Genomic DNA, 24500 nt, shown 5'->3' on the forward strand with positions numbered 1-24500 from the left:
CAACTGTAATCGAAGCACATGCTTCATTTCTTCCTTTTTACTTTGCTTTCCGCCTTTTTCACGTTTTCGTCCATGCGAAACGCAACGATACGGTGAATCAATTCATAGGGAAGCGGCTGATCAATGGGAAACTGAATGGCTCCCTTTGAAGTTTTGAGGCCGGTGAGCTCACTTTGAAAAGCGGCAACTCCGCTCGGCGTCGGATAAAAGCCAATATGATTCGCGTATGCAGCAAAATGCACCAAATTTCCGTGCAGCACGAAGGTCGGCATTTGATAACTGATCTTCTCAGTTGCCTCCGGCGCTGTCTCACAGATCACTTTTCGTAACGTTTGAAGTGTTTCCTGTACCTCAGCAGGGAATTGCGCGATGTATTCATCAATGGTTTGGTAAGTCGATTTAGTTTCCATAGATTGCCCCCTCTAAAAACTATGTACTCTGCTCTTGTCATACCCTTTCGAAACGGATCATATGCATCAGTCGCCATTGAGTAATTCGCTGAGGCAACTGTTCTTTTCGTTTTGACGTCTTGTCCTTCACTATAACAAAAAAAACACCTTTAGATGTCAGCGGACACTCTAAAGGTATTAGCACTTATTTTATACAGATTGGTCCATAGAGAACGGATCAATCAAGCGCTTTGACAATCGCCTCATTAAATTCAGGCAGATCATCGGGAACACGACTTGTCACCAATGCATGATCAACGACAACCGGCTGGTTCTTAACTACTGCTCCTGCGTAATACAGATCAGGCTGAATCGATTCATAAGCAGTGAGCGTACGGCCCTTTACCAAACCGGTCTGGATAAAGAGTTGCGGACCATGGCAGATGGCAAAAAGCGGCTTGTCATAGCCCAAAAAATATTTTGTGAATGCCACGAAGCGAGGATCCACGCGTAATTGATCCGGTGAAAAACCGCCGGGAATAAACAAAGCATCGAAGTCTTCCGGTTTTACTTCGTCAATACTTTTATCAATATGAATCTTAGTCCCATGCTTGCCTGTCACTTCGCTGCCGGCTTCTTTTTCGATCACTGTAACTTCGTGACCTGCAGCTTCTAGTGCTTGCTTTGGTGACGTAAATTCAATGTCCTCAACATCATTGGTAACAATAATTGCAATCTTGCTCATCGAACGGTTCCTCCTTAGTTTCTTTTTAATGCCTACAAGATCATGATATACTAGGGCTGTATTTCCTTAAAGTACGCACTTTTTTGTTATTCGGTAACTTAACGGTAACTAAGAATCTGAAATGGGGCAGTAAAATGACTGATGAAGTACGCACAGATGTCCAGGAAAAATTGCTCTCCGGAGACTACAGCTGTGCGAAGGAACTGACACTATCCATGTTCAGCGGAAAATGGAAAATCGTCATTCTCTATCATTTAGGTAAAGACGGTATCTATCGTTTCGGTGAATTAAAAAAATTGTTGCCGAATGCTTCCAATAAAGTGTTGACACAGCAGCTGCGCGAATTGGAACAAGACGAGCTGATCACGCGCACCGTATACCCTGAAGTTCCGGTACGTGTTGACTATCAAATTACAGAGCTTGGACTTAGCCTGATTCCGATCATTGATTTGATGTACGAGTGGGGAACGCAGCGATTAAAACAGCTCACACACGTACCACCGCACAATATTAATGAAGATGCCATTAAAAATAATGAGTGAATCCAACATTTCTCGTGTCGCTTGACATGAGAGATGCTTTTTTTATGTGATTTTTTTTGCCAATTTTTGTTCTATTAGCAAAAAATTTGTTATATTATGAATAGCAAACAAATTGAATGTTCGCGCGCTAAAAATACATCAAAGGGAAGACTAACCATGGACACGAACCTAAAAACAGCTGATCATGATGCTGCCTGCATTCCTCCTCTTATTCTGATCAGCTGCTATTTCTTGTCTTGCTTCATTACGCTCATTGTGTATCTTACAGATGGGACGTCGAACGTCTATTCCAATTTTATGTACTTGCCCATTGCCATTGTTTCCGCATCACAGGGCAAGAAGCCAGGCATGATTCATGCTGCTGTCAGCGCGCTGCTCATCGGCCCCTTTATGCCCTTAGATGTCTCCCTGCATCAAAGCCAGCCACTCGAAAACTGGATGATCCGCCTTACCTTATATGTGATTATTGCATTTGTTATCGGCTTCTTTGCGGATTATTATAAACAAGAATTTGATCGAAACCTCAGACACGAAAAAGAACTCTATGAATCTCAAATTGCTACGATCTACTCATTGGTGCGCTTATTAGAATCAAGAGATGTGACATCCGGTTTTCATGTTGAACGCGTTTCCACACTGTGCAAGCTGCTCGCTGAATATCTGCAGCGTTTGCCTAAATACAAAACCATAATTAATGATGTATTCATTGATAACCTGTATAAATCAAGTCCCTTGCATGATATCGGAAAAGTCGGCATACCGGATAAAATTCTGCTTAAGCCAGGTAAGCTTACTGTAGAGGAATTTGAGGTGATGAAGACACATACAACGATTGGCGCAAATACACTCACACAAGTGCAAGATAAGTATTCGGGAAATAAATTTCTCGAGCTCGGTATTGAGCTCACACGTTGGCACCATGAAAGATGGGATGGAACCGGATATCCCGACGGACTGAAAGGTGAAAAGATCCCGCTTTCCGCACGAATCGTTGCCATAGCTGATGTCTATGAGGCACTGCGATCCAAGCGCGTCTATAAATCGGCTTATTCCCATGAAAAAGCTACTCAGATTATTAAGGAATACCGCAGTTCACATTTCGATCCGAAGCTGGTTGACGTATTTCTTGAGCATGCGGATGCGTTTGAAGCTGCCTTTGATCAATTTAGCAGCTAATTGTCTCAGAAAAACCATGTCATCAATTCCTTGGCGGTGATGCAACCCATTCATACAAAAGGTCATCCAATCCCTCCTCATTTTCATGACCCCGCGCAATAATCACAAATCCATTCCGTTCATAAAAACGCTGCGCCTTATGATTGACCTCGAATGTATACAGCCGAAGCCGCCCACAGGATTCTTTTTTTGCCAGGTCTACAAAAGTCCGTCCAATCCCGCAATTTTGATAGTCTGGATATACGTACAGTTGATTAATTTCCTGCCGATTAAAAGCAAGCAGCCCGGCAACACGATCTGATTGGCTCTCAATGGCAAGCTTAATGTCGTTGTCTTTATTCAACATGTGATTAAGAAAATAGACGTGATTTTCAAACGAATGGCCTTCCTTCCGACCAATCGCCTGCTCCTTGCTTTTCCGCCACATTGTCACAGTTTTCTTGGCGTAGCGCGGATCATAGTCGATGATTTTGATGGTTGGGTTCATAGCACTCCCTAATCCTTTACTCAATTTCTGTAACCTGCTGCAATTGTTCCCCGATTCGGTCCTTACACTGCCTACATTTTTGCTGCATAGCCCTCTTTTTCCGCATAACCAAGCAGATATAAAAATGCCGGAGCAGGGATTCGCACGACTGGGATTCTTGTATGATGGGCGGTCACACCATAATCCTCCGCCCGCTTCGTGATGACAAGAGCACCTTGTGTCTTCTTGCTGTTATCATTAGCAAGCTCAATAATTGCATCTGTTTCCGGAATACGCGAATTTTCCCGATACTTAACTTCGCATAAAATTCTGGCGGCAGGAAGTTCGACCACAACATCGACTTCTTTTTCGTTCTCTTTAAGCTTACGATAATAACCCACCTGCGCATTTGTTGTGTAGTAAAAAGCAGCAATATGCTTATATACTGTCGTTTCAACCATAACGCCCATTTCATTCGGGTCAGTGATGACATCTTCCAACATCAGTACAGCATTACGTATGGCAGCATCAGCGACATAGATTTTTGATCTGCCTTTTAAAATCCCTTTGCCGTCAACCCCTATTGGATCACTTATATAGATTAAATTTGCTTCTTTCAAAAAGCGTATATAATTTGATAAAGTGATCTTGTTCATGCTATCAAGCTCTTTAGCCATCGCTGATATATTGATGATATTTGATGAATTCATACATAGGTACAAAAAGACTTTTTCGAGCTGCAAGGGATTTCGTACATTAAAGAGTGTTAAAATATCTCGCTTGATTACTTTATCGACTACATCTTCACGAAGCATTCTTTGTGAAAATGCATCATCATGCGACAGAGCAAGTTCTGGAAACCCGCCTACGGTAAGATAACGACTAAAGTGCTGTTGCAATGGAGAGAGTTTGGTCATGAGATCAGTTAAATCAGTCTGAGGCATTCGATAAAGCTGCGTTGGACGTATTCCTGACCCGAGTTGCGGTCTTGAAGGTACCTGTAAAAGATCGCAGTATTCATAGAAAGACAAGGTAGGAATTTTGAGCACACTCCATCGGCCTACGCCGCTATCGGCCGAACCCTTTTCTAGAGCCGGGCTCGCCGAACCTGTTGCAACAAGGCGCAAATTGAGATGTGTATCATATAAGGTCTTGATCCATACTTCCCAATCCTCCGCATACTGAACTTCATCAAAGAAAAAATAAAGTTCTCCTTCTGTAGGATAAGCATTCTCATATACCCTTAGTACTCCGTCAAAGCCACCCAGCTTTAGGATCGGATTATCAAAAGATAAGTAAACGATATTTCTAGCGGAGACTCCTTTTTCCAAGAGATCCTGAATGAGCTGATACATAATGGTTGTCTTACCAACTCGTCTTGCGCCTGATAAAATCACAAATCTGCGCACATCTCTATGAAAGAGCAGCTTTTTCGATTCATAATAAGCAAACCGATGGTGCGGCGGTGCCGTTTTCTCAGAGACGGGTATGCCTTTCCACCAGGGATTATATTGAATTAACAAATTCAGTAATTTCTCATCAGTAAATGAAATCATGATTATCCCTCCATATTTATATATCATACTATACATTTTCGTCACATTTATGAATAGTATACTATAAACGTCAAATTCATCATATATCATTATTGATCAGTTTCTACCCCATCATCGAAAATTCAGCTATAACTTATGTACTACACGTGTAAGAATTAAGAAGGTTGCTCATGAAGGAGTTACCTAAGATTTGCACGGCCGAATATGAAGTCATGAAAGTGATCTGGAACCATGCCCCTATCAGCACCAACGAAGGCACAGAAAAATTGAAACGGACGACCAAATGGAAAGGGAAGACATCCAGACAATGTTGAAGCGCCTCGTTCAAAAAGGCGCACTGACCTATCCTTTCTCGCAACAGCAGATTTATCCGCATATCGACTTGATCCGCTTAATGAAACGCGTTCGCTCGTCTTTATTTCTCAGTAGCTTTCTCACCCTTTTCCGTGATGAAAAGTAAGCCCTGAACTCTTGATCTTCTTCAATGAACGTGCTAATCGAAGGATGCTCCTTTACCAATTGCTGAAACCAGTATCGCTCTTGAACGGAACGGACATTGAATGCTCTTTTCTGCTCTCTTGACAAGAAAAAGTACTTACAATAGGAAAGAGAGTCTTTAATCAGTTCCCATAACCCTTGTTCATCGATCATGTCCTTCACCTCAAATATTGATTTTCAATACACCGCGCCGGTCTGAATTCATAAAGACTGATGGAATCGATGGTTGCGCGAAACGGTTTAAAGTGTTCTGCAACAATCGGAAGTGCTTTCTGCACTGCTTCAGACTCATCGATTAACAACGTGGCATGCGCCGCCCATTCATGCTCATCTCGGTTGCCCTGAATAAAATGACTTTGGAGATCAAGCAAGTCATGAGTCACATTAGGTGCAAGAAACAAAACAGTTAAGCCAAATAAGCCAATATGACTGAGTGTCAAATTAAAACTGCTGGTCTCATGACATACAGTTTGCAACCGTTCCTTAATCTCTGATTCTTGATTCGAATCAAAGGAAGCTAACGTCAAATGATAGAGTAGATTGGAGGTTTGTTGTCCACTAATCCCTTGTTCCTTAAGCAATTGCTGAATGTGATTCATTTTGCTCTGTGTTTCGCGGTCAAATTGAGCGAGCACGTATAACATTTTGTCCGGCATTATTTTCCCCTTCATTCATCAACTATAGACCAACGTGTTTCTACCTCATTCTTAAAAAGATCAATTGTCTCGATCTGCTGACATACTTGCCCTTCAAAAGTAAATTTCACAATCCACGGCATTAAGTGCTTCATTCGTTCAAAATCCTCGAATCCGTATGTAGGATCATAATAATTGATGATCGTGCTAAGTGCCGTACCGTGACTTCCGACAGCCAAAATTTTACCACTGTGTTCATTCAGCAAATGATTCAGCTTGCCAATCGTTCGCTCCTGAACCTCGCTCAGGCTCCCTCCATCCTGCAGTTTAAAGCTAAAGTCTTCCCATTGCCTCTTTGAAAACGCATGAAAATCATCAATCCATTCACCGCCCACTTTTCGCTCACGGAAATCTTTAACAAGATGTACATGAAAGTTTTGTTGATCTGCGAATTGCTTGACTGTGTCCACCGCTCGCCTATAAGGGCTGGATAAGACAACATCCACATTCTTATCTTGCAGATAGCCCGTCACCAATTCTCTGTCCTTCATTCCTTTGTCGGTGAGCGGCCGGAGCTTGTCATTATGCACACGGATATCCGATTCAGCATGTCGCACAAAATAAATAATGGTCATTTGGAAATCCTCTCAGTAGATTTTGCCCGAAGATAATCCTCTTTCAGCATGCCAAAAATCTTTGTATCAAAATAGTCGTTATTGTAGCAAATCGCCTCACGTTGAATCCCTTCAAGCACAAACCCATTCTTACGGTAGACTTTTTCCGCCCGGGGGTTAAAGCTGTAAACGCCTAGCTCTACTTTATGAAGACCAAGCACTATGAACCCGTAATCCAAAAACAGTTTAATAGCTTCCGTACCAAATCCTTGATCGCAACCCGCTGCGCCGATCAAGATGCGAAAATTCACATTGAGTGTGCTTTCATCAAATTCGTTGAAAACAACCTCTCCGACTAATTCTCCATTGTCTCTTCGAACAATTCCAAGATCCAGACGATCGGCCTGCTCGCTACGCAATTTGTACCATTCTTTGATTCGTTCCACTTCTTCAGGAGGGAAAGGAGCATTCGCTTGCTCATCACTGTCAACCGATCCAGTCAAACGCCTAAGCTCCGGCTCAGATATTATGTCAATCATTTTTTCCCAATCATTTGCTTCAAAAGGTCTTAAAATAACCTTGACGCCTTCTAAAACAGGCTTCGTGCGAAAATCAAGTTCAGACTTCATGTGCTGCTCCTCATAAAGTTATTCTTAGCAAAAAAATCTCCAATATGGAGAAATAGGTACGTGTGATCAACTTTTCAGCTATTATTATTATTCGGATCTCCAAATAAAATTTTCATGTAATCGCGTCTACCATAAAGCACACGCAAGACATAGATATGATCATGCTCATGACGATAAAAAACAAAATAACTTCCGACTATTAAGAAACGACAATCAATTTGTATGCTCGCTTTTGAAGATAAAAGAGCTCCTGAATCAGGAAATTCAGAAAGTCTGTGGATGGATTTTGTGATTTTGGTAATCGTATTAATCGCTGCTTCTGAGTTTTCAAGCTCCGACTCAATATATTTCTTGATCTCTTTTAAATCGACTTGCGCCATGGGAGATATAGAAATGATCATGTTACAATCCCAATGACTTTTCTACTTCATTAAGCGTTAACCAGCCTTTATCACGTCCGGCTTTTTCGCCTTCAGCGAGCTGTGCCATCAACTTCATGGTTGCTTGCGTTTTCTCGTAATCGGCAAGATCAATGATCGCGTATCTCCCTCTTCCATTCTTAGTAAGAAAGACCGGCTCACCTTCAGCAACATCACGCAACACTTCATTGTAGTTTCTTAAATCCGAAACAGGTTTAATATTCGGCATTGGCTCACTCCTTTAATCGTTGTTTTTATTATACGTTAATCTGACGTAAAATAACACATCAAAAACAACAGCAAGATGACTTATTGGGAAAGATTTAGCACAGCGGTTCGCAGCCTTTTTAGGCACTTGTTAAAAATAAAATTCACATAAAAATGAAACAAGTATCGCTTACTTAACAGTTAACAAACATGCACTGTTGCTAGTATTTAAGGTCAGTCGTTCAAATCTAATCAAAATATAAGAGAAATTACAGGTATTATTATGGGAAGAATCATGTTGGTGTGGCAGAACATCTCCTGCCTGAAGTGGGTCAAACGATACGTTAATTCGAATAATTGCTGGCAGCATTTGCAGAACATATGTTAATAGTGTAAAAATTGGACGTTCAAATTAGAGGATATTCAAGCCGCTTTTGATAAAGTTATAGAAGGAAAAGGAATAATCCAAGTCATCGTCGATTTGTCCTTATTTTCCGATAACAATTTTGTGACGCTTTCATCTGAAACAGAACGGCCAAATGATCATCATCATTTAATCTTGGTATAGCCTAAAAAATGCTGTTAATCATCTTCCAAATCTTCATCCTCAGATAAGCCCAAATATTGTTTTTCTAACTCTATATCCAATAAATCGGCAAACATGAGCACGAGACCGTCTTTATTACTCTTTTCCGCTTCTTCTTCAATTGTTTTCAGAAAATGCCGTTCTTCATACCACTCAACTTTTTCGATCAGTGCATCAAGAAAAACAATTCGTTCATTGATCATGCGAGCGATTTTTAAAATTTCATTTAAAACACACTCTCCGATTCCATTACGTTGATAATCTGTACGAATCGCTAAACGTTCAATATATAAAAAACTACTTTGATCAATCTCTTCAAATCTTCTTATTTCATGTCTCTGTAAAGTAAAATAACCAACTATTTCATCATTATAAAAAACTAAGCTGGTTGCTGCCTCTTTAGTTATTGTGGAAAAATAAGCATCATTTATTAAAAAACGATCCATGCTTGAGTTTGTACATTTAAATTCTTGTATAAGTGATAGTCGTCCTGAGAAACTAGTTCAAAGCGAACGAGAGAAAAATTAATGTCTTTTGCCATCTGAGTCCAATTTCGCCTTTAAACTCTTAATTCGATCTTCTATTAATTCATTATTTTTTCTGATAACTTCAGAAATTTTTTCCGCATCTCGATCATTAATTGTGGGCTTCTCACGAAGAGCAGCTGGCATATTTTTCTCTCCCTTCTTATCGTACATATCAGTACACCACCATATTATTCAATGGTAACAGTATATGCACCTTCTGATTAAACTATAGGTATGCGTTTCAAAATGTACATCATCAGCTACATTTCTATGCCTACATTTTTTCGGAGTCTTACCTCTGTATGGATATTGTTGCAAAAAAAGAGCTCTCCCACTCTTTTACGTGTCAAATGACAGTAGAAGAGCAGAAAAGCAAAGATCTATTATTGGAGTTTAAAAGAATGAACACAGATTTAACATTTTGATTCCATAACCACGTCTTCATTCAGTTCAACGGAAAGCCGTCCGCCTCGCCATTGCACTGAAACGCGGTGATCGCATTCATTTTTCAGTAGCCTTTTCTTGTTCATCTTTTACTAGTTTTTCATCATAGTACTTGATGAATGGAAAGTAAATTAAGAATGCCGCTACCGCACAGATTATAGCTAATATAATAGCCTTCCAATCTCCTGCTGTTCCAATAAACGCTCCAAGTCCTATTGGTGTCGGCCATGGCACTTGGGCAATGATTGGAAGAACGATTTTCAACTTGATGGCAAAATAGGCAATAGATGCAGATGTGATGGGTGCTAAGAAAAACGGAATTGCCAAATATGGGTTATACACAATCGGAAGACCAAAGATGATTGGCTCATTAATGTTGAATAATCCTGGGACGATTGATGCACGGCCCAAAATTTTCAGCTGCTCTGATTTGGCAACAAATGTAATAAACAGAATCAGACCCAACGTCGCTCCTGAACCACCAAGGAATACAAATGAATTTTGAAATTCTCCCGCAAATGGGATATTCGCGCCGTTTATGTTTGCCTGCATATTTGCTAAAACAATCGGAGTCGTGAAGGCAGTGACAACATTGGCACCGTGGATACCTACAATCCATAGCGCACAGATTATGAAATAAATCACGCAAATACCTAACCAACTATTCGTTAAATTGGTTACAAACCCAAATGGAATCGCTACCATTTTAAAAATGTCTGTTCCAAGAATAACTAATGTCCCATTAATGATTAACACGACAAAGGCGATGATGAATGCCGGAATCAATGCCGTAAATGCACGTGATACACCTTGTGGCACAGTATCCGGCATCTTGATGATCCAGTTACGTTTTACGCACAAGCAATAAAGTTTCACTGCAATCACAGCCATAATGATGGCGGTAAAGATTCCTGCTGTTCCTAACCGTTGAATGGTATCACCGATACGAAGGCCATTAACGACCTTTTCGGTATCCGTAATGGAATTCACCAATGCCATTTTTCCATTATTAAACACTAATTCCGGAAGGCATAAGAAGAAAGCAAATAATGAGAGTAACGCACCGTTTAGTGGGTTTACATTGAGTTTGGATTCGGTTTCTTCGATCCTAGTTAATTCGTAGCCAATAACCAAGCCGAAGTAAAGGGCTAAGATCCCCATCGTACTTACATTGGCTAACATGTATAGATCGCTGAAACGATAGAAAGTATTATTGAAGAATCCGCTTAAAGATGGGAAGGTGAGCGGTAAAACGTTGAATACTAAAAACATAGAACCGACGATTGTAAACGGGATGCTTGCTACCCCGGCAGCCATTACAGCTCTGACGATTTTCAACTGAGAAATTTTGGCCATAGGTTGCATTAAATATTTTTCTAGAATTGCAAATCCATTATTCATGTTGTCGCTCCCTTTCGATTGTGAAGTGTCTTTTCATAGTGTTTGATTCTTTTAAAATGTCGATCTTGATTGTGGCGAATCGTTTGTAATCTTTTCAAGATAACCAAGCAGAGTATACTGCTGCCGACTAAAACGATTGAAAGCAGCTGCCCTGCTTCCTTTGTATTTGCCATAATGGGAAATAGTTCAGGAAACAGTGGCGAAAAAATCACCGGCAACAGTGCTACATTGATGAGCAATTGAACCCAATAGTACAACTTAGTCATCGGTGTATTGTTTGTATGGGTGCTATACAGTTTCACTTGTTCAGCTGCCACCAATACTAAAAACGCTAGTAAGCTGACCGGAATAAAAGCGAATTTAGAATGTGCCAGCATTAAAAACAAAAACCAGTATAGATTCACAAAGAAAAAAGCAGCGGTCAGATATCGAACAAGTAAATAGCGATTATAATACATCGTTTTCAAGCTTAATTTGGTCCGGTTGCGCTCCAAATTTCTTTTAATATCTGCCATGTAGGTTCTCCTTTCAATGGAAGCGTTATCATTATTTTCGATACAAATGTTCCATTTCAATAGCGACCTCACGTAAAGTCATGGTCGTCATTAGATGATCCTGTGCATGGATCATGATGATCTCCATCTCAATTTTCTTGCCCTTTGCATAGTCTTGTAGTAATTGTGTTTGAGATTTATGGGCTTTCAGTAACTCTTGATTGGCATCTTCCAACTTCTTATCAGCCATTTCAAAATGACCTTCGCGCATAAATTGAAATGCCTCATGAACCATCGTTCGAGCAGAACCGCTGTGAAGAATAATATCAAATGCAATGACTTGCAAATTTTCATCCATACTAAACCCTCATTTCTTACATTAATCTAATAAAACTTTGGCGAAATTGTTCAAAATTATTCTCACTCAGAATCTCTTTTTGATTTTCCGGTAAATCGATCAGACGAACAATCACTTTTGTGATTGCGGTGAGTTCCTCATTTTTTAGATAAGAAGGGGACAGTAAAAAGATGATCTTGATTTCAGGAAAATCTTGATTCCAATATAACCCTTCAGGAACGATCCCTACAGCAATTTTCGTCTGAAGACCCATAGGTGTTGTTGGATGAGGGACGGCGATCAAATTACTGAAAACGACGGAACTCATCCGTTGTCTACGTCTGATTTCTTCCTTCATTTTTTCTACATAGTTTTCCGATTCGTCTTCACTTAATCGTTGAAGCAGTGCATCAATGACTTCTGTCTTTGTCTTTTTTCCTTTAAAAATGTGAAACCATCTTTCGTTTACTTGCCGGTCAAACAGTTGCTCCTTTTGTTCGAGTGAGATGGCTGTTTTTGTCGATGGTATCGGTCTACGACTACTTTTCGTGTAATGCTCGTCAAGGTACTTCCTAATTTGAGAGATATCCTGCTCATTCAAAAAGACACTAACATGCAGGACGGGTACCCCAAATACTACGGTAGATAAATCGATAGAAGAAATGATCAGATCAATGTTGGCTAAACTTTGATTATTGATTTCATAGTACCCTTGAACATCTACGATATTTAGATGTTTTCCAAACTCCTTGATCACACGATTTCTTATTAGTTGTGCACTTCCGTAACCGGTAGCGCAAATGATCAGTACCTGTAGTTTGCGCCGATCTTTATATTTTTCAATGGCTGCCATCAAATGAAGGGTCAAGTATGCCCATTCATGGTCGTCCACCGTGTAACTTGCCAATGTCGGCATTTTTTCCAGATAACTTTTTGTCAATTGAAAGGCATCTGCATGGTCTCTGATAATTTCTTTGACTAAAGGGTTTTCTAGATGAATCCCTTCCTTCAAACGGACCAACAAAGGTCTCAAATGATCCAAAAGTCCGTTCCTGAGCGGATAATCTTCAACGACCGGGTATCCGGTATCTTCTTCCATTTCTTTTAGAACAGTTCGTAACTCATCCTCCAAAAGGTAATGGGTCTGCTGATGATTGGTCTGCTGACGATTAGACTTAGCCATCAAATGCAGCGCCAAATAAGAAACTTCCTCTTTGGGAATTTCGATGCAAGCAGTTAGTTCAATCCGTTGAACAATTTTTTTCGCAACCGAGTATTCAATATCGCCGATCAATCCTTGCTCAACACCTAGATTACTGATCTTGAAGCCTTTTTTAATTCGCTTGATACTTAATGCTAAATGCAGCACTAAGTTTTGAATAATAAAATCGGATAATTTAATTTTTGCTTCACGACATTCATCTAAAACGATGATTGTCATTTCATCAAAATGAACATCTTTAAAATAGTGACTGTTTCCCATATATTTTTGGAAAGAATTAATAAAGGTTTGTCCAAAAAAGTAATTCATGATGAAATGACGTCTGTCTCGTTCACTTCCCTCGATCCAAACCCCTTTATTAGCAGAGCTCTCCACGGTCAATCCATAGGGCTTCAAAAGATGTTTGATCTTGGAAAAATCTTTTGTTAATGTGGAACGACTTACATATAAACGTTCTGCTAAATAATCCAGCAAAAGGCTCTCGTCTTCGAGCAGTAGCTTATTCAAAATATAATTTTTGCGATCATCCATTTCTTCTGTCGTCGCTTCATTTTCTTTAGCATAGATTTTCGTGTCTTCACATTGAACCAAGAACAAATCAAAGGTCAGTTGCCGAGCAATCGTCAATTGAAACCCATACCCCCGCTTTGAGATGATCTCACCACCATTTTCGTGGATTGTTTTCCTCATATTTTGGATATAGGAACGTATGGTGCGATCCGTTAAGGATAATGCCACCGCAAGTTCATGACTGGTAACAAAGTGATTTTTATGCTCTACTAAAAAGTGAAGCAATTCTCGTTCTTTTTGTTTCATCTTCATCCCGCTTTTCTTACAAGCAAATTGCTAAAGCTAAAAATGTGTCGCTGTCTAATCATTTTGAGAAAAAAAACGATCAGCCTCCGCTTTTCATGGATTAGTTAACACGTCTTTAAAGATGTTCGACGATTAAATCCGCCATTTTTTCAATTCCTGAAGGTATTGGAATATAAGCTTGAAATGGAATACTGACTACCGGTTTCCCGACTTCAACACCAATTGCTTTGAACTGATTGAGATACATCTTGGTTTGTGGACTGATTAAGAAAAGATCAAAATCACTGCTGCGAATCTTTTGTTCACCTTCAGTTGCAGGCACCGCATCCACTTCAATATCGTTTCCTTTTTGTTTGAATAGGTTTGTCGTTTTACTTGCCATTATAGACGATGACATACCAGCTGCACAGATGATCAATACTTTTTTCATAGTTAACCCTCCAAAACATTTAGTTTAAATTGTCGCCATTTGACATGATCACTTGTTTGAACCATTCAAAAGAATCTTTCTTGCTGCGTTCCAACGTTCCTTCTCCCGCATTGTTTTTATCGACATAAATAAAACCGTACCGTTTATCCATTTCGCCGGTACCTGCGGATACTAGATCAATGCACCCCCATGGTGTATAGCCGATCAGATCGACTCCATCATCAACTACCGCCTTTTTCATTTGTTCAATGTGCGCCCTCAAGTAATTGATTCGATACTGATCATGAATCGAGCCGTCAATTTCCACTTTGTCATAGGCGCCCAATCCATTTTCGACAATGAATAACGGCAAATGGTACATATCGGTCAGCCAATTCAATGTGTAGCGTAGTCCTTCCGGATCAATCTGCCATCCCCAGTCGGAAGCTTCGACAAATTCATTTCTCACCAAATCACGACTTTCATCATACGCATAATCACGGTTTTCTTCTTCGTGTTGGATGGCTAATGACATATAGTAACTAAACCCGATATAGTCGACACATCCTTGCTTCAAGTCAGCTTCGTCTTCCGGTGTGACATCGATCTTGAAACCTTTTCCCTCCCAATAATTCAGAATATGGTTTGGATAAAAGCCATGAACATGAACATCCGCAAAGAAATACCGTTTTTCCATCGCCTTTTGTGCCATTAGCACGTCACTAGGTTTACACGTTTTCGGATAGATCGGTCCCATCGCAATCATACAACCGATTTGGAAATCCGGATTGATCCGATGACCGATTTTCACCGCTCGGCTACTTGCCACCAATTCATAGTGAGCTGCCTGGTACATGATCTCTTCCCGATTGTCCCCGGATTGATAATAAATTCCTGAATTGGTAAAGGGAGCAAAATCCGCTTCGTAGTTGGTTTGATTATTAATTTCATTGAAGGTCATCCAGTATTTCACTTTATCTTTGTATCGATTGAAACAAACGGTGGCAAAACGCTCGAAAAAATCAATCAATTTTCGATTACGAAATCCGCCGTACGTCGTTACGAGGTGATACGGCAATTCAAAATGGGAAAGTGTTACCACAGGTTCAATCCCATGCTTTAAACATTCATCGAATAAATCATCGTAAAATTTCAACCCTTCTTCATTTGGTTCAAGTTCATCGCCTTTTGGAAAGATTCGTGTCCAAGCAATTGATGTTCGAAAACATTTAAAGTTCATTTCGGCAAACAATGCAAGATCTTCCTTATAGTGATGATAAAAGTCAATCGCCTCATGATTGGGGTAATATTTACCTTGAACAATACCTTTTGTGATTTCACGGGGATTATCTTTTGAACCAATCGTCATCACGTCTGCAACACTGATTCCCTTACCACCTTCTTGCCAGGCACCTTCTAATTGATGGGCTGCTACTGCCCCACCCCACAAAAAATCCGGACGTAAACTGTTTATCATGTTTCTTCCTCCTCGTATAATGATCTAAGAGTTCGACTTGGCTGAACTCAACTAGATCTGAATACTTAAGATAGTGCTCGTTATCACTACTTCAGTATAAAAATAAAGCGTTTACATAACCAGCGGTACTTTTTCCTTAACACTACGGAAATTCACAAAAAAACTTTGGGCTTTATGGGTGCAGCTTCAAAAAAACAAAAAAAGCTCTCCCACTCTTTTACGTGTCAAATGACAGTAGAAGAGCAGAAAAGCAAAGATCTATTATTGGAGTTTAAAAGAATGAACACAGATTTAACATTTTGATTCCATAGCCGTGTCACCATTCAGCGCAACGGAAAGACGTCCGCCTCGCCGTTGTACTGAAACACGGTGATCGTAGAAAGCGGTCATAATTTCAGGCGTCATGACCTCGCTTGCATGTCCGGATTTGAATACAGTTCCTGCTTTGAGCAGGAGCGTGTGGTCAAAGCACGGCAGAAGTTCTTCGACATGGTGCGTCACGAAAATCATGGACGGTGTCTCTGTCGAATTTGCCAGTTCGGCAATCATGGACAGCATCTGTTCTCTTGCGAACAGATCTAAACCGTTGCAGGGTTCATCCAGAATCAGCAGCTCAGGATCCGCCATTAACGCGCGGGCGATCAGCACGCGCTGCTTTTCACCTTGCGATAAAAGCCCGAACGGCCGTTTTTCAAATGATTCGCAACCAAGTTTGTGTAATAATTCTTGCGCTTTCGCGCACTCGACAGACGATGTCTGATCATAAAGACCGATTGAGGCAAATTTGCCGCTGAGAACGATCGCCTCCGGACGTTCGTCCTGCCTAATTTTCTCAGAAAGGGCTGAACTAACCCAGCCGATTTTCTTCCGCAATTCGCGCAAATCATATGTTCCAAACCGATGATTCAATACGGATAGTGTGCCGCTCGTCGGCCAGATGTAGCCGTTGATCATTTTCAAAAGAGTCGTTTTCCCCGAACCATTCAGCCCGACAAGCGACCAGTGTTCACCCGTGCGGACCTGCCAGTCCACGTTCTTGAGAACCGTGTGATCCGAACGCACCCAACTGATCTTTCGAGCATCAATGATCATACATGGTCCCACCTTTCAGAGATTGCAGACATTCCGATTTTCAACCGAAACCATTTGTTTGAGCAGGGCCAGTTCTTCCAGATCAGCGTTGCCGCCGCTGACAATTAAACCGACATGCTTTGCTTTCACAGGCACACGGTCGAAAAGCACTGCCGCAAGCGAAGCAGCCCCGGCACCTTCGACCAGCATCTTGCTTCGTTCAAGCATCAGAAGCATTGCCTGGGCAATTTCCGAATCTGTGACGGTTACCAAATCATCAAGATAATGTCTCAGGACAGGAACGGTACGTTCGCCTGGTTTATCAACGAGAATCCCTTCGGCTATGCCTGGCGATTGGCGATTTGCCTGTTTCTTAGCATGATGAAAAAGGTTATACGCCGCTGGTGCATGATCGGATTGAACGCCAATCACACGTATGCTTGGCTTAGCACTTTTTAAATAACAGACCGTTCCGGCTGCCAGTCCCCCGCCGCCTATCGGTACGAGAACGGTGTCAAGCTCCGAACATTGTGTGAACATTTCTGCGGCGACTGTCCCTTGGCCGGCGATCACTTGATTATCATCGAAAGCATGAACAAAAACAGAATGATTAGCTTGACATTCGGCAAGCGCCGCTTCATAGGCTTCCTGATAAGATGCGCCCACCAGCACAACCTCAGCACCATAAGCGGCAGTTGCTTGAATTTTCGCCTGCGGGGTACGCTCCGGCATAAAGATTTTTGCCAATGCACCTCGTTTGGATGCTGCATAAGCAATCCCTTGGGCATGGTTGCCCGCAGACGCGGTCACAATACCGCGGTCCAGTTCTTTTACTGGCAAATGAGCCATTTTATTAAAGGCACCGCGCAGCTTAAATGATCCGGTCCGCTGCATATTTTCCAGTTTCAAATGCAGATGTGCTCCGCTGATTCGGTTCAAGGTTGCCGACTCAAGCATCGGTGTACGATGAACAACAGGCGTCAGTATTTCGCGCGCCTCCGTGATATCCGCTGCTGAAACATAATCCCCAATGGTCTTCACCCCTTCATCTGTTGCGATTCGGATTGGTAAAACGGTTTATTGTGCAACATTTGCTGTGATATCTTCGCTGTCCTGCTTGCCTTCTTTAACAAAAGGCATCAGTTTGCGCAATTCTCGTCCAACACGTTCAAGCTCCGAATTGTTTTCTTTTTGCTGAAGTGCATTGAACATCGGACGTCCAACTTTGTTTTCAAGCACCCAGTCGCGTGCAAATTTGCCAGATTGGATATTTTCTAGGACTTTTTTCATACGGGCTTTCACCCCATCATCGATAACATAGCGGCCGACAGTGAAGTCACCGAATTTGGATGTATCGGAGCAGGAGTAACGCATGCCGGTCAGGCCGTTTTCATAGATCAGATCGGTGAGCATTTTCATTTCGTGACAGGTTTCAAAATAGGCATTTTCCGGTTGATAGCCAGCTTCAACAAGTGTCTCGAATGCGGCTTCGATCAAGTGAGTCAAGCCGCCCATCAGTACCGCTTGTTCACCGAAAAGATCCGTCTCCGTCTCTTCTTTGAACGTGGTTTTCAGTACACCGGCACGAGCCGCGCCAAGGCCTTTGGCCCAAGCGAGCGCAAGTTCTTCCGCTTCGCCGGACGGGTTCTGTTCAACAGCGTAGAAAGCCGGAACCCCGCCTCCGTTCAGATATTCGCGGCGGCAGAAGTGCCCGGGACCTTTTGGAGCGACCATGAATACATCAACGTCTTTCGGCGGAAGGATCTGCGTGAAATGGATGTTGAAGCCATGTGAGAAAGCGAGTGCATTTCCTGGTTCAAGCCCATCCTGAACCTCACTGTAATAGACCTCCGGCTGACGTTCATCGGGGAGCAGCATCATCACAACATCTGCCTCAGCAGCTGCCTCCTTGACACTTTTCACCGGAAAACCATCGCGCTGCGCCTTATCCCAAGACTTGCCTGGCCTCACGCCAATTGTTACTGAAAAACCACTGTCACGCAGGTTCTGAGCCTGAGAATGCCCTTGCGAACCGTAACCAAGAACCGCTATGTTCTTTCCGCGCAATACATTTTCATTGATATCTTTGTCATAGTAAACTTTCGCTGTCATTTTCGTATCCCCTTATCTATTTTTAATTTATTGCCAATAGTGAAATATTTTTAACTAAGCGTGTTCAGCCGCGTATCCATTTTCACCAGATGAGGCAACTGAATACACATCAACCAACTTTTCTGCTTGCCTGACAAAACGATTCAACTGACGTTCGCAATCCGCAGCCAGTGTCATCGCCATCTGAAACCGATCCCCTTCTCGCTCAGCATGCAGATCAGCAACCGACAGATTTCCGCGTGCAAGCAGCATAGTTACCCGTGCAAGCACATCAGGACTCGCCGCGGTTTCAACCATTACCGTCCGTTTCATTGACTCACACCCCCGTCATTTCCATAAGGCCTTTGCCGGGAGGAACCATCGGCGCCACATTTTCCAATTGCTTGACAACACAATCGACAAGTACCGGTGTATCGGTTGCAAGTGCTGATTTAATCATCTCAGCTGTACAAGATGGATCGGTCAGCCGTTGGGCCGAAATTCCATAGCTTTCAGCAATTCGGACAAAATCGGGCTGCACTTCAGGAATTGATTCGGCATAGCGTTGTCCATAAAAAGCTTCCTGCCACTGCCGAACCATGCCCAGCGTATGATTGTTCAGAATAAAAATTTTTACTGGAAGCTTGCGCTCTGCAATAACCGCAAGTTCTTGAAGCGTCATCTGAAAGCCGCCGTCGCCTATAATTGCCACAACCCTTTTCTGCGGAAAAGCAATCTGAGCGCCAATGGCAGCCGGAAGGCCGAAGCCCATGGTTCCCAGTCCGCCTGAGCTGACAAAGCGGCTTGGCTGTTCGAAATGATAATACTGAGCCGTCCACATTTGGTGCTGCCCGACATCGGTGGCTACAACAGCGTCAGGTCCCGCAAAGCGGCAAATCTGTTCAATGACGTATTGCGGCAGCAATTCCCGGCTTGCCAGCACATGATCATAGTGGAGCGGATGCGCATCGGCGTAGCCGTTTAGTTGATTCATCCAATCGAGATGATCCGGCATTGGCTCGTTCAAAGCATGCAGCAATTGATCAAGGACCGCCCCAGCATCACCAACCAAGCCATAGTCGGTGTGCACCACTTTTCCAATCTCTGAAGCATCAATATCGACATGCGCCACTTCAGCATTCGGGGCAAATTTTTCAAGATTCCCGGTCAATCGGTCATCAAAGCGTGAACCGATATTCAGCAACAGATCACATTCGGAAAGTGCCATATTAGCAGCAAACGTTCCATGCATTCCGCCCATTCCCAAAAACAGAGGGTGCGATGCGGGAATACTTCCGAGGCCCAGAAATGTCGTAACCACCGGCAAATGACATGTTTCGGCAAACACCCGCAATTTTCTCGCTGCATGAGCATGCAGCACACCTGCTCCGGAAAGCAGCACCGGCCGCTCAGCCTTCTTCAGTGCTTCAACGAGTTGATTCACCACACGGGCATCTGCCTTGTTCGGCACACAATAGCCGGGAAGCTGAAAATCACGAACCAGATCCGGCGCATTTTCCAGTTGTCCCGCACAGATATCTTTGGGCAGATCAACCAAAACCGGTCCCGGACGCCCGCTTGTCGCCAAGAAAAATGCTTTAGCAACCACCTTAGGAAGCTCGCTCGCATTGTGAACGCGGAAATTGTGCTTAGTTACCGATCCGGTAATTCCGATCACATCCGCCTCCTGAAACGCATCAGTGTTAATGGCTTGCCGCGTCACCTGTCCGGTAAAAACAACAAGCGGCAGTGAATCGATCAGCGCATCCATCAATCCTGTGACAAGATTCGTCGCACCAGGACCGCTCGTTGCAAACACAACACCGGGCTTACCCGAAACACGAGCATAGCCTTCGGCGGCATGCACCGCCCCCTGCTCATGCCGGGCAAGCACATGGCGCATGTGGTGGCGATAAACCGCATCATAGAGCGGCAATACCGCGCCCCCCGGATAACCAAAAAGCACTTCTGCTCCCGATTGTCTGATCAATCGGATCAGTAAATCTGCGCCTGTTTCTGTGCGTTGTTTCGTTCTTTCGGTCACTTAAGGTTCCTCCTCTCTTTTTCTGTATAAGCCTTTGTCTCTGAGGCACTTCATCCTTTTCTGTATTTTTCTGCCTCAAGCCCTCGAAATCCGCTTCCGATTTTTCATATCTGCAAGCGGAAATTTTTGGGTTGGCACAAATGTTAATCACTTTAAAAAATTCAGTCAACCCCTCTTTTTGTATTTTTCCCACCATTTTTCAAGCGCTCTTATGGAAGAAAATAACTCAAAAAAATTTTTTGAACTGCAGGCAAACCTGCTGCAATCAGCACAATCAGTAATTTGTGCAAATTTATTATTGACACCGATTTCCAGCAGTGCTATAGTTGCGGTACTAAAAAATTCGACAATTCAGGTAAGGAGCAATTTGCTATGAATCGCCCATTACAACGCATGGTTAAAGCCATTATTATTATTAGCTAGGGTCCCGGCATCCGTTGACAACTTAACGAATGCTTGGACCCAGCTTCGCGTTGGATGGGTTCAGGCAAAGCCGCCCATTCACAATCGAATGGGCGGCTTTTTATTTTGATTAAAACAAGGAGGGTTTTCTGTGAACGACCAATACTGTACGAAACCAAACGTTCAAATGTATCTCACATGGCTTTTAGTCAATCTGTTCCGCGATGTTGTCGGAGGCCGCTTTGTTTCACTCGTTTCTGCGAAAAGCAACGGGAGCAAAAAAATACGTGCTTCATTTCTGCCCTTTCGTTCTGCGCTTCTTCACTTTCCGACGGTAGTATACCCTAGAGAAACGAAATCTTTCATCGTCCGATGCCCGTCACGGGATATCGGCTTCACGATTCACGTTCTTTCTACTGCCGAACATACCGAACCAATCAAAAGAAATTCAAAAAAAACAAGCTGCAATCCGCCCGATTATTCATTCCCTGATTCAATTCATTCACGTATCCACCCTCAACATCAAGGTACGATTCATCAACAGTTCGTTATTCAAAAGCTCAGTATTGCCCGTCGAGATGGTTGATCATTACCTTATTGATGGATCGTTCAGTTTTCCGGATCGAGCAAGTACAGCAATCAAAAATTTAAGCAGGGCGGTGTTCAGACACCACCATTCGAGGTGCTTGTGTGAATCCATCGTAATTCAACCTTATTCTGAAAAAGATCAATCGTCTCAATCTGTTTGCATGTTTGATCATCAAACGTCATTTTCACGATCCACGGCATGAGCTGCTTCATTTGCTCAAAATTCGCAAATTCATAGGTAGAATCATAATAGTTGATGATCATACTGAGTGCGGTGCCATGGCAGCCAATGACCAACACTTGATGATTGCGTTCGTTCAGGATCTGGTTCAATGCGCGGGTCACGCGTTCTTGAACTTCGCTGAGACTTTCGCCGCCTTCCAATTTAAAACGAAAGTCGTTCCACTGCCGCTCGGCATATGCACGAAAATCTTCGACCCATTCACCTACACTCCGCTCACGGAAATCTTCATCCTTATATATAGGAAGATTCTTCAGATTCGCAAGTTGCTTCACGGTGTCCACCGCCCGCTTATAGGGACTGGATAAGACCTGATCAATAGGTTGGTTGCACAGATAATTCGTCACCATTACTCGGTCGCGCATTCCCTTTTCTGTTAAAGGACGCAGTCGATCGTTATGGATCCGAAAATCCGATTCAGCATGACGTACAAAATAGATCGTTGTCATTGAGTAACCTCTTCCTGTGCGTCCACGCATGCCACTTGATTCCGTCCCTCACCTTTCGCCTGATAAAGCGCCCGATCTGCACGGATCATCAACTGAGAAAGCGCAACACTGTTTGATTGAGACAGCGTCACTCCGATACTTGCAGTCAGCAGTACCTCTGATCCGTCATTCAGTATTATTTTCGCATCTTCAATAGACCTTCGAATCTGTTCCGCAATACACATCGCTTTTGCATTGTTCGTATTCACAAGCAAGATCGCAAACTCTTCGCCACCAATACGGCCAAACAGATCATGGTCGCTTAACACGTACCGGACGGCCTCAGCGGCTTTCTGCAAAGCCATGTCTCCGACAGTATGACCAAACAAATCATTGATTTTCTTAAAATGATCGATATCAAAAAATAGTAACGCACGCGCTTCGTTATAAGTGCCCTGTTTCTTCAGTTCATTTTGAGCAGCACGTTCAAAGGCCCCTCGATTATAAATGCCTGTCAGCACATCGATATGTGCAAGAATCGACAGTTTAGCTTCCATTTGTTCCGAATGCCTTCGATAGTAAAAGGCAGCGTACGCAAGGCCAACAAAGTTAGCCACTACACTAGATACGTACATAAACTGCGTCATATATAGGTTTGTTTTCGTCATTGGCGGATACAAATGTGAATAATAAAACAGAAAGAGCGTGGCAGCGAAAAGAAAAAACGTGACGATGAAGCGTAGTGAAATAGACCATCTTGCGAAGAAAACAATCGGCACCAGAGCAAAAAAATAATAGTAATACCCTTGATCCCAGCCAAAAACCAGAATACAAAAAACAGAATGAAGCGCGATCTCACAAATCCAGACAAAGCTCGCAACGCGCGCATAGCCCCTACGATTGAGCACGAAACACAAGAGATCAAGAACAACAGCAAGACAATTATTTATGAATGTTATTGGATTTCCTAAGAAGTAGAAAATCGGAATAAACAGGATATGTGCGACACAGGCAAAGATAAACATAGTATTGCAAAATATGGAAAACTTCCGATCACGATCACTACTACTCGAGTGAGCATTTTGAACCTCTTTGGCCAATAGCGCCCTCATCACTAACTCATCCTCTACATTGTAACCGCTTAATCAATCCCTTTGTTTCTATATCGGAACGCGGAAAAAAAAGCTTAACTGCAAAATATGCCATAACTTTTTTAAGATCAGATCATTATATCATGGTAAGAGTCTGTAAGTTTAAAAAAGATCGCCGGAAGATATATTCTATGGAGGCGAATAGAAGAAGCGAGAGACATCTTCAATATATGGCGCCACAAGCCTCAAGGTGTTCTGCGCTATGTCTAACATCATGATTCGAAAGATCATCCCCATTAGTGGACATGATTTTTCCTACCTTCATTATCTTTATTAATTACTCAATAAACTCATAAAGATGATAAATAGTGTACTAACGACAACACAGGTGATCAGCACATAGCCAAGAATCCTAATCGGCTTCGGGAGCTTTTTCATCTCGATTTTCTCTGGTCTTCCGGAGATTTTGTCAATGTGATCAATGACATCGTTGAAGGGCTTCTTCTCTTTTTCGAGCATTGTTCATCCTCCCAGCATCAATAGTATCTCAGCTAAATAGCTGCTTTTGAAAAAAAGCTTCCCTAGTATGAATCGTATAAAGCAAAACCAGAATTGACCATATCATATTGCCAATGAAGGGCTGTTGATAGTGCGCCAGCGATAGTGCCAGACTTATTGCTCCGAAGAGAAAAGAATAGCTGATCATCGCCCAGAAGCCCCATTTTCTAAGCTTCATATATCCATAAATCATGATCAGTGTGGCAAGAGCAAGCACTACTCTGAATAGGCGATCATATGAACTTGGTAGCGCAAATCGTATCGTTATATTTATTGGGTTGGCATCAGCATCATAAAAAATTGCCGTGAATATCAGGACAAGGGAGCCCAGAATATAAAAGTAGCTAATTAACGAGATACCGAGTGGCTTTTTCAATTAGCCTCACCTCTGAATTGA

31 protein-coding genes are annotated in these 24500 nt (G+C 42.4%); 5 read left to right on the top strand and 26 right to left on the bottom strand.

Annotation, left to right across the window (positions count from 1 at the left end):
* Window positions 1-23 precede the first annotated feature (23 nt).
* Together AC1MBV_RS14935 and AC1MBV_RS14940 are read right to left on the bottom strand one after the other, a co-directional pair.
* Window positions 24-410, bottom strand: a complete 387-nt coding sequence (locus tag AC1MBV_RS14935; protein ID WP_255748983.1) for an iron chaperone — start codon at window positions 408-410, stop codon at window positions 24-26.
* A 217-nt stretch (window positions 411-627) separates the two neighbouring features.
* Window positions 628-1134 carry a type 1 glutamine amidotransferase domain-containing protein gene (locus AC1MBV_RS14940; RefSeq protein ID WP_255748982.1) on the bottom strand — a complete coding sequence of 169 codons (507 nt, stop codon included), beginning with the start codon at window positions 1132-1134 and terminating at the stop codon, window positions 628-630.
* Window positions 1135-1268: 134 nt separating this feature from the next.
* On the opposite strand from AC1MBV_RS14940, the gene AC1MBV_RS14945 reads away from it, so the two are divergent.
* On the top strand, window positions 1269-1676 hold the full coding sequence (locus AC1MBV_RS14945; RefSeq protein WP_255748981.1) for a winged helix-turn-helix transcriptional regulator: 408 nt from the start codon (window positions 1269-1271) through the stop codon (window positions 1674-1676).
* Between the two features lie 156 nt (window positions 1677-1832).
* Window positions 1833-2852, top strand: coding sequence for an HD-GYP domain-containing protein (locus AC1MBV_RS14950; RefSeq protein ID WP_255748980.1), 1020 nt, complete (start codon window positions 1833-1835; stop codon window positions 2850-2852).
* Window positions 2853-2874: 22 nt separating this feature from the next.
* On the opposite strand, the gene AC1MBV_RS14955 is transcribed toward AC1MBV_RS14950, so the two are convergent.
* Both AC1MBV_RS14955 and AC1MBV_RS14960 read right to left on the bottom strand, forming a co-directional pair.
* Window positions 2875-3339: a GNAT family N-acetyltransferase gene (locus AC1MBV_RS14955; RefSeq protein ID WP_480948792.1), complete on the bottom strand. Its 465-nt coding sequence runs from the start codon at window positions 3337-3339 to the stop codon at window positions 2875-2877.
* A 71-nt stretch (window positions 3340-3410) separates the two neighbouring features.
* Window positions 3411-4874, bottom strand: coding sequence for an ATP-binding protein (locus tag AC1MBV_RS14960; protein WP_480948630.1), 1464 nt, complete (start codon window positions 4872-4874; stop codon window positions 3411-3413).
* A 212-nt stretch (window positions 4875-5086) separates the two neighbouring features.
* Between AC1MBV_RS14960 and AC1MBV_RS14965 the strand changes: the two genes are divergently transcribed.
* Both AC1MBV_RS14965 and AC1MBV_RS14970 read left to right on the top strand, forming a co-directional pair.
* Window positions 5087-5188 carry a hypothetical protein gene (locus tag AC1MBV_RS14965; RefSeq protein WP_480948793.1) on the top strand — a complete coding sequence of 34 codons (102 nt, stop codon included), beginning with the start codon at window positions 5087-5089 and terminating at the stop codon, window positions 5186-5188.
* The gene (locus AC1MBV_RS14970) at window positions 5158-5334 is read left to right on the top strand and encodes a hypothetical protein (protein ID WP_480948631.1); all 177 of its coding nucleotides are present in this window, start codon (window positions 5158-5160) and stop codon (window positions 5332-5334) included. Before AC1MBV_RS14965 ends, AC1MBV_RS14970 begins: the two co-directional genes overlap by 31 nt.
* A 196-nt stretch (window positions 5335-5530) precedes the next feature.
* Here AC1MBV_RS14970 and AC1MBV_RS14975 read toward each other — a convergent pair whose 3' ends face one another.
* The 18 genes from AC1MBV_RS14975 to ilvB form a co-directional block, all read right to left on the bottom strand.
* Window positions 5531-6028 (bottom strand): 2'-5' RNA ligase family protein, encoded by a 498-nt coding sequence (locus AC1MBV_RS14975; RefSeq protein WP_480948632.1) that lies wholly within the window; start codon window positions 6026-6028, stop codon window positions 5531-5533.
* Window positions 6029-6039: 11 nt separating this feature from the next.
* Complete coding sequence (locus AC1MBV_RS14980) at window positions 6040-6642, bottom strand: histidine phosphatase family protein (RefSeq protein ID WP_480948633.1); 603 nt, start codon at window positions 6640-6642, stop codon at window positions 6040-6042.
* Complete coding sequence (locus tag AC1MBV_RS14985; protein ID WP_480948634.1) at window positions 6639-7250, bottom strand: GNAT family N-acetyltransferase; 612 nt, start codon at window positions 7248-7250, stop codon at window positions 6639-6641. The genes AC1MBV_RS14980 and AC1MBV_RS14985 overlap by 4 nt, the downstream gene beginning before the upstream one ends.
* Before the next feature lie 74 nt (window positions 7251-7324).
* A complete protein-coding gene (locus AC1MBV_RS14990; protein WP_480948635.1) occupies window positions 7325-7651 on the bottom strand; it encodes a type II toxin-antitoxin system RelE/ParE family toxin in 327 nt (108 codons plus the stop codon).
* 1 nt (window position 7652) lies between these two features.
* Complete coding sequence (locus AC1MBV_RS14995) at window positions 7653-7898, bottom strand: type II toxin-antitoxin system prevent-host-death family antitoxin (protein WP_255748976.1); 246 nt, start codon at window positions 7896-7898, stop codon at window positions 7653-7655.
* 560 nt (window positions 7899-8458) lie between these two features.
* Window positions 8459-8908, bottom strand: a complete 450-nt coding sequence (locus AC1MBV_RS15000) for a GNAT family N-acetyltransferase (protein WP_480948636.1) — start codon at window positions 8906-8908, stop codon at window positions 8459-8461.
* 78 nt (window positions 8909-8986) lie between these two features.
* Window positions 8987-9160 (bottom strand): hypothetical protein, encoded by a 174-nt coding sequence (locus tag AC1MBV_RS15005; RefSeq protein ID WP_480948637.1) that lies wholly within the window; start codon window positions 9158-9160, stop codon window positions 8987-8989.
* Between the two features lie 330 nt (window positions 9161-9490).
* A complete protein-coding gene (gene celB / locus AC1MBV_RS15010) occupies window positions 9491-10834 on the bottom strand; it encodes a PTS cellobiose transporter subunit IIC (protein WP_480948638.1) in 1344 nt (447 codons plus the stop codon).
* Window positions 10831-11349 carry a hypothetical protein gene (locus tag AC1MBV_RS15015; protein ID WP_480948639.1) on the bottom strand — a complete coding sequence of 173 codons (519 nt, stop codon included), beginning with the start codon at window positions 11347-11349 and terminating at the stop codon, window positions 10831-10833. Before AC1MBV_RS15015 ends, celB begins: the two co-directional genes overlap by 4 nt.
* A gap of 31 nt (window positions 11350-11380) precedes the next feature.
* Entirely contained in the window at window positions 11381-11686 is a 306-nt protein-coding gene (locus AC1MBV_RS15020) for a PTS cellobiose transporter subunit IIA (protein ID WP_480948640.1), read from the bottom strand.
* A 16-nt stretch (window positions 11687-11702) separates the two neighbouring features.
* A complete protein-coding gene (locus tag AC1MBV_RS15025; protein WP_480948641.1) occupies window positions 11703-13703 on the bottom strand; it encodes a BglG family transcription antiterminator in 2001 nt (666 codons plus the stop codon).
* Between the two features lie 115 nt (window positions 13704-13818).
* Window positions 13819-14133: a PTS cellobiose transporter subunit IIB gene (locus AC1MBV_RS15030; RefSeq protein WP_480948642.1), complete on the bottom strand. Its 315-nt coding sequence runs from the start codon at window positions 14131-14133 to the stop codon at window positions 13819-13821.
* Window positions 14134-14152: 19 nt separating this feature from the next.
* A complete protein-coding gene (locus AC1MBV_RS15035) occupies window positions 14153-15589 on the bottom strand; it encodes a 6-phospho-beta-glucosidase (RefSeq protein ID WP_480948643.1) in 1437 nt (478 codons plus the stop codon).
* A 291-nt stretch (window positions 15590-15880) separates the two neighbouring features.
* Complete coding sequence (locus AC1MBV_RS15040; RefSeq protein ID WP_480948644.1) at window positions 15881-16681, bottom strand: ABC transporter ATP-binding protein; 801 nt, start codon at window positions 16679-16681, stop codon at window positions 15881-15883.
* A 15-nt stretch (window positions 16682-16696) separates the two neighbouring features.
* A complete protein-coding gene (locus AC1MBV_RS15045) occupies window positions 16697-17701 on the bottom strand; it encodes a threonine ammonia-lyase (protein ID WP_480948645.1) in 1005 nt (334 codons plus the stop codon).
* Window positions 17702-17737: 36 nt separating this feature from the next.
* Entirely contained in the window at window positions 17738-18772 is a 1035-nt protein-coding gene (gene ilvC, locus AC1MBV_RS15050) for a ketol-acid reductoisomerase (RefSeq protein WP_480948646.1), read from the bottom strand.
* A gap of 54 nt (window positions 18773-18826) precedes the next feature.
* Window positions 18827-19084: an ACT domain-containing protein gene (locus tag AC1MBV_RS15055; RefSeq protein ID WP_255748965.1), complete on the bottom strand. Its 258-nt coding sequence runs from the start codon at window positions 19082-19084 to the stop codon at window positions 18827-18829.
* 4 nt (window positions 19085-19088) lie between these two features.
* Entirely contained in the window at window positions 19089-20795 is a 1707-nt protein-coding gene (ilvB, locus tag AC1MBV_RS15060) for a biosynthetic-type acetolactate synthase large subunit (protein WP_480948647.1), read from the bottom strand.
* A 553-nt stretch (window positions 20796-21348) separates the two neighbouring features.
* On the opposite strand from ilvB, the gene AC1MBV_RS15065 reads away from it, so the two are divergent.
* Window positions 21349-21783, top strand: coding sequence for a hypothetical protein (locus tag AC1MBV_RS15065; protein WP_480948648.1), 435 nt, complete (start codon window positions 21349-21351; stop codon window positions 21781-21783).
* A 77-nt stretch (window positions 21784-21860) separates the two neighbouring features.
* Here AC1MBV_RS15065 and AC1MBV_RS15070 read toward each other — a convergent pair whose 3' ends face one another.
* From AC1MBV_RS15070 to AC1MBV_RS15085, 4 genes are all read right to left on the bottom strand, one after another.
* Window positions 21861-22475: a histidine phosphatase family protein gene (locus tag AC1MBV_RS15070; protein WP_480948649.1), complete on the bottom strand. Its 615-nt coding sequence runs from the start codon at window positions 22473-22475 to the stop codon at window positions 21861-21863.
* Complete coding sequence (locus AC1MBV_RS15075) at window positions 22472-23566, bottom strand: GGDEF domain-containing protein (protein WP_480948650.1); 1095 nt, start codon at window positions 23564-23566, stop codon at window positions 22472-22474. The genes AC1MBV_RS15070 and AC1MBV_RS15075 overlap by 4 nt, the downstream gene beginning before the upstream one ends.
* 312 nt (window positions 23567-23878) lie before the next feature.
* Complete coding sequence (locus AC1MBV_RS15080) at window positions 23879-24064, bottom strand: amino acid transporter (RefSeq protein ID WP_480948651.1); 186 nt, start codon at window positions 24062-24064, stop codon at window positions 23879-23881.
* A gap of 28 nt (window positions 24065-24092) precedes the next feature.
* Complete coding sequence (locus AC1MBV_RS15085) at window positions 24093-24479, bottom strand: hypothetical protein (RefSeq protein WP_480948652.1); 387 nt, start codon at window positions 24477-24479, stop codon at window positions 24093-24095.
* Window positions 24480-24500: the final 21 nt, after the last annotated feature.

This window comes from Sporolactobacillus sp. PKPK-6 (assembly GCF_056678885.1).

What these genes read in the sequence shown, in the direction of transcription:
- AC1MBV_RS14935 (WP_255748983.1), bottom strand. Translation starts at nt 410, where the DNA reads ATGGAAACTAAATCGACTTACCAAACCATTGATGAATACATCGCGCAA.
- AC1MBV_RS14940 (WP_255748982.1), bottom strand. Translation starts at nt 1,134, where the DNA reads ATGAGCAAGATTGCAATTATTGTTACCAATGATGTTGAGGACATTGAA.
- AC1MBV_RS14945 (WP_255748981.1), top strand. Translation starts at nt 1,269, where the DNA reads ATGACTGATGAAGTACGCACAGATGTCCAGGAAAAATTGCTCTCCGGA.
- AC1MBV_RS14950 (WP_255748980.1), top strand. Translation starts at nt 1,833, where the DNA reads ATGGACACGAACCTAAAAACAGCTGATCATGATGCTGCCTGCATTCCT.
- AC1MBV_RS14955 (WP_480948792.1), bottom strand. Translation starts at nt 3,339, where the DNA reads ATGAACCCAACCATCAAAATCATCGACTATGATCCGCGCTACGCCAAG.
- AC1MBV_RS14960 (WP_480948630.1), bottom strand. Translation starts at nt 4,874, where the DNA reads ATGATTTCATTTACTGATGAGAAATTACTGAATTTGTTAATTCAATAT.
- AC1MBV_RS14965 (WP_480948793.1), top strand. Translation starts at nt 5,087, where the DNA reads ATGAAAGTGATCTGGAACCATGCCCCTATCAGCACCAACGAAGGCACA.
- AC1MBV_RS14970 (WP_480948631.1), top strand. Translation starts at nt 5,158, where the DNA reads ATGGAAAGGGAAGACATCCAGACAATGTTGAAGCGCCTCGTTCAAAAA.
- AC1MBV_RS14975 (WP_480948632.1), bottom strand. Translation starts at nt 6,028, where the DNA reads ATGCCGGACAAAATGTTATACGTGCTCGCTCAATTTGACCGCGAAACA.
- AC1MBV_RS14980 (WP_480948633.1), bottom strand. Translation starts at nt 6,642, where the DNA reads ATGACCATTATTTATTTTGTGCGACATGCTGAATCGGATATCCGTGTG.
- AC1MBV_RS14985 (WP_480948634.1), bottom strand. Translation starts at nt 7,250, where the DNA reads ATGAAGTCTGAACTTGATTTTCGCACGAAGCCTGTTTTAGAAGGCGTC.
- AC1MBV_RS14990 (WP_480948635.1), bottom strand. Translation starts at nt 7,651, where the DNA reads ATGATCATTTCTATATCTCCCATGGCGCAAGTCGATTTAAAAGAGATC.
- AC1MBV_RS14995 (WP_255748976.1), bottom strand. Translation starts at nt 7,898, where the DNA reads ATGCCGAATATTAAACCTGTTTCGGATTTAAGAAACTACAATGAAGTG.
- AC1MBV_RS15000 (WP_480948636.1), bottom strand. Translation starts at nt 8,908, where the DNA reads ATGGATCGTTTTTTAATAAATGATGCTTATTTTTCCACAATAACTAAA.
- AC1MBV_RS15005 (WP_480948637.1), bottom strand. Translation starts at nt 9,160, where the DNA reads ATGTACGATAAGAAGGGAGAGAAAAATATGCCAGCTGCTCTTCGTGAG.
- celB (WP_480948638.1), bottom strand. Translation starts at nt 10,834, where the DNA reads ATGAATAATGGATTTGCAATTCTAGAAAAATATTTAATGCAACCTATG.
- AC1MBV_RS15015 (WP_480948639.1), bottom strand. Translation starts at nt 11,349, where the DNA reads ATGGCAGATATTAAAAGAAATTTGGAGCGCAACCGGACCAAATTAAGC.
- AC1MBV_RS15020 (WP_480948640.1), bottom strand. Translation starts at nt 11,686, where the DNA reads ATGGATGAAAATTTGCAAGTCATTGCATTTGATATTATTCTTCACAGC.
- AC1MBV_RS15025 (WP_480948641.1), bottom strand. Translation starts at nt 13,703, where the DNA reads ATGAAACAAAAAGAACGAGAATTGCTTCACTTTTTAGTAGAGCATAAA.
- AC1MBV_RS15030 (WP_480948642.1), bottom strand. Translation starts at nt 14,133, where the DNA reads ATGAAAAAAGTATTGATCATCTGTGCAGCTGGTATGTCATCGTCTATA.
- AC1MBV_RS15035 (WP_480948643.1), bottom strand. Translation starts at nt 15,589, where the DNA reads ATGATAAACAGTTTACGTCCGGATTTTTTGTGGGGTGGGGCAGTAGCA.
- AC1MBV_RS15040 (WP_480948644.1), bottom strand. Translation starts at nt 16,681, where the DNA reads ATGATCATTGATGCTCGAAAGATCAGTTGGGTGCGTTCGGATCACACG.
- ilvC (WP_480948646.1), bottom strand. Translation starts at nt 18,772, where the DNA reads ATGACAGCGAAAGTTTACTATGACAAAGATATCAATGAAAATGTATTG.
- AC1MBV_RS15055 (WP_255748965.1), bottom strand. Translation starts at nt 19,084, where the DNA reads ATGAAACGGACGGTAATGGTTGAAACCGCGGCGAGTCCTGATGTGCTT.
- AC1MBV_RS15070 (WP_480948649.1), bottom strand. Translation starts at nt 22,475, where the DNA reads ATGACAACGATCTATTTTGTACGTCATGCTGAATCGGATTTTCGGATC.
- AC1MBV_RS15075 (WP_480948650.1), bottom strand. Translation starts at nt 23,566, where the DNA reads ATGAGGGCGCTATTGGCCAAAGAGGTTCAAAATGCTCACTCGAGTAGT.
- AC1MBV_RS15080 (WP_480948651.1), bottom strand. Translation starts at nt 24,064, where the DNA reads ATGCTCGAAAAAGAGAAGAAGCCCTTCAACGATGTCATTGATCACATT.